The sequence below is a fragment of the Pseudomonas emilianonis genome (assembly GCF_023072625.1).
Classification (GTDB): Bacteria; Pseudomonadota; Gammaproteobacteria; order Pseudomonadales; family Pseudomonadaceae; genus Aquipseudomonas; species Aquipseudomonas paraveronii.
In genome coordinates this window covers 1-3,540 of the sequence record NZ_JAKNRV010000457.1, presented here as the reverse complement: position 1 = coordinate 3,540, position 3,540 = coordinate 1, and the positions used below count along the sequence as shown (strand labels likewise).

Here is a 3,540-nt window from a genome sequence, read left to right as displayed (position 1 = left end):
CGACGTCGGCCTCGCCTGGCGCCGTGGCACGGCGCGGCCGGCGCTGGTCGACCCGTTCCTGACCGTGGCGCGGGAACAGCCCCATCCACGCAAGCCATCTATTTAATCGAATGCTGCATTCAGTATTTAGTATTTGTTGGCCTCGCGTCTGACCTCTAGTCTCGGTACATCCATGAGAGAAGGTCGGGCGCCTTGTAAGAGAACGCCCATGACCGCACAAGAAAAGAGATCGCGAAAAATGTCCGCTGCGCCCACCCCGCTGCTCACTGCGTTGCTGATCGACGGCGAACTGGTCCAGGGCCAGGGCTTTGTCGAACCGATTCTCAACCCAGCCACGGGTGAAGTGCTGACCCAGATCGCCGAAGCCAGCACCGAACAGGTCGAAACCGCCATCCTTGCGGCCCACCGCGCATTTGCCGGCTGGTCACGCACCACGCCGCAGCAACGTTCGAACATTCTGCTGGGCATCGCCGACGCCATCGAACACCAAGCCGACTACCTGGCCCGCCTGGAATCCCTGAACTGCGGCAAGCCGTTGCACCTGGCGCGCCAGGATGACTTGAGCGCCACCGTCGATGTGTTCCGCTTCTTTGCCGGCGCCGTGCGCTGCCAGACCGGCCAGCTCAGCGGCGAATACCTGCCGGGCTACACCAGCATGGTGCGGCGTGATCCGATTGGCGTGGTGGCCTCGATTGCACCGTGGAATTACCCGCTGATGATGGCCGCGTGGAAGATCGCCCCGGCCCTGGCCGCCGGCAATACCCTGGTGTTCAAGCCGTCGGAACACACGCCACTGTCGATCCTCGCCCTGGCCCCGGCCCTCAGCCAATTGTTGCCACGTGGGGTGATCAACATTCTGTGTGGCGGCGGCGAAGGCGTCGGCAGCCATCTGGTCAGCCACCCGAAGGTGCGCATGGTGTCGTTGACCGGCGATATCGTCACCGGGCAAAAAATCCTGCAAGCCGCGTCGAAAACCCTTAAACGCACGCACCTGGAACTGGGCGGCAAGGCGCCGGTGATCGTGTGTAACGACGCCGACCTGCAAGCCGTGGTCGAAGGCGTGCGCACCTACGGTTACTACAACGCCGGCCAGGACTGCACTGCCGCGTGCCGCATCTACGCCCAGGCGGGGATTCACGACAAATTGGTCGCCGACCTGGGTGCGGCGGTCAGCAGCCTGCGCTTTGCCGGCAAGCGCGACGCCGACAATGAGCTTGGCCCGTTGATCAGCACGCGCCAGCGCGACCGCGTCGCCAGTTTTGTCGAACGCGCCCTCGGCCAGCCGCATATCGAGCGAGTCACCGGCGCCGCCGTGCATTCCGGCGCGGGTTTCTTTTATCAGCCGACCTTGCTCGCTGGCTGCAAACAAAGTGATGAAATCGTCCAGCGCGAAGTGTTCGGCCCGGTGGTCACCGTGACCCGCTTCGACGAACTGGAACAGGCGGTGGACTGGGCCAACGACTCCGAATACGGCCTGGCCTCGTCGGTGTGGACCGAGAACCTGGACAAGGCGATGCAGGTGGCGGCGCGCCTGCAATACGGCTGCACCTGGATCAACAGCCATTTCATGCTGGTCAGCGAAATGCCCCACGGCGGCTTGAAGCGCTCCGGGTATGGCAAAGATCTGTCCAGCGATTCGCTACAGGACTACAGCGTGGTGCGGCACATCATGGCCCGCCACGGCCAGCACCTTTAAAACAACAACTAAGCTCATGCGTCACCGGCTGCAAAAAACTGCCCCGACCATAATTAAAGAAGAGGGATTCCCCATGTCCGCGCATAAGACCGCACTGCTCAGTGCCCTGACCACCGCGCTGCTGGCCAGCGCCAGCCTGCAGGCCGCCGAACCGCTCAAGGCGGTAGGTGCCGGCGAAGGCCAGTTGGATATCGTCGCCTGGCCCGGCTATATCGAACGTGGCGAAAGCGACAAAGCCTACGACTGGGTCACAGGTTTCGAGAAGGAAACCGGCTGCAAGGTCAATGTGAAAACCGCCGCCACCTCTGACGAAATGGTCAGTTTGATGGCCAAGGGCGGTTACGACCTGGTCACCGCGTCAGGCGATGCGTCGCTGCGCTTGATCGGCGGCAAGCGGGTGCAGCCGATCAACACCGCGTTGATCCCCAACTGGAAGAACATCGACCCGCGCCTGAAAGATGCGCCGTGGTACGTGGTCGGCCAGCAAACCTACGGTACTCCGTACCAGTGGGGGCCGAACGTGCTGATGTACAACACCAACGTGTTCAAGACTGCGCCCACCAGTTGGAACGTGCTGTTCGAGGCGCAGAACCTGCCGGATGGCAAGCCGAACAAAGGCCGCGTGCAAGCCTATGACGGCCCGATCTACATCGCCGATGCGGCGCTGTACCTCAAGTCGACCAAACCGGAACTGGGCATCCAGAGCCCCTATGAACTGACCGAAACCCAGTACAAAGCCGTGCTCGAAGTGCTGCGTGCGCAGCAACCGTTGATCCACCGCTACTGGCACGACACCACCGTGCAGATGAGTGACTTCAAGAACGAAGGCGTGGTCGCCTCCAGCGCCTGGCCGTATCAGGTCAACGGCCTGATCAACGAGAAACAGCCGATTGCCTCGACCATTCCCAAGGAAGGCGCTACCGGCTGGGCCGACACCACCATGCTGCACAGCGAGGCCAAGCACCCGAACTGCGCCTACAAGTGGATGGACTGGTCGCTGCAGCCGAAGGTCCAGGGCGATGTCGCCGCCTGGTTTGGCTCCCTGCCGGCGGTGCCGGCGGCCTGCACCGGCAGCGAATTGCTCGGCGCCGAGGGTTGCAAGACCAACGGTTTCGACCAGTTCGACAAGATCGCCTTCTGGAAAACCCCGCAGGCTGAAGGCGGCAAGTTCGTGCCGTACAGCCGCTGGACCCAGGATTACATCGCGATCATGGGCGGGCGCTAAGGCCCTTACAGTCGACGCCGGCCCCTGTGGGAGGGGGCTTGCCCCCGATAGCGGTGTGTCAGTCGACAGATGTGTGTCTGATGTACCGCTATCGGGAGCAAGCCCCCTCCCACAGGGCTGATCGCATTCACAGATGTTTTGACTTTTCAGAAGTCCAGGCCGGGCCGCTGCGACGACCCGCGCCTTTTTGGAGCACCGCACCATGACGCTTGCAGTCCAATTCACCCACGTTTCCCGTCAGTTCGGCGAAGTGAAAGCCGTTGACCGGGTTTCCATCGATATCCAGGACGGCGAGTTCTTTTCCATGCTCGGCCCTTCCGGCTCGGGCAAGACCACCTGCCTGCGCCTGATCGCCGGGTTCGAGCAGCCGAGCGCCGGCTCGATCCGTATTCACGGCGAGGAAGCCGCCGGCTTGCCGCCCTATCAGCGTGACGTCAACACCGTATTCCAGGATTACGCGTTGTTCCCCCACATGAATGTGCGCGACAACGTGGCCTACGGCCTGAAAGTCAAAGGCGTGGGCAAGACCGAGCGCCTCAACCGCGCTGAAGAAGCCCTGGCCATGGTCGCCCTCGACGGCTACGGCGAGCGCAAGCCGGTGCAGCTCTCCGGCGATCAG

General features: G+C 62.6%; 3 protein-coding genes and 1 pseudogene. All 4 read left to right on the top strand.

Annotated elements, in window-relative coordinates; all coding sequences use genetic code 11:
- Positions 1-106 (top strand): annotated as a pseudogene (locus L9Z73_RS27425) (LysR family transcriptional regulator); the annotation flags it as partial.
- Positions 107-238: 132 nt separating this feature from the next.
- Positions 239-1,696: a gamma-aminobutyraldehyde dehydrogenase gene (locus tag L9Z73_RS27420; RefSeq protein WP_247407789.1), complete on the top strand. Its 1,458-nt coding sequence runs from the start codon at positions 239-241 to the stop codon at positions 1,694-1,696.
- A gap of 73 nt (positions 1,697-1,769) precedes the next feature.
- A complete protein-coding gene (ydcS, locus tag L9Z73_RS27415) occupies positions 1,770-2,921 on the top strand; it encodes a putative ABC transporter substrate-binding protein YdcS (RefSeq protein WP_247407787.1) in 1,152 nt (383 codons plus the stop codon).
- Between the two features lie 202 nt (positions 2,922-3,123).
- The coding region (locus tag L9Z73_RS27410) for an ABC transporter ATP-binding protein (protein ID WP_247407785.1) at positions 3,124-3,540 on the top strand (417 nt) is incomplete at its 3' end.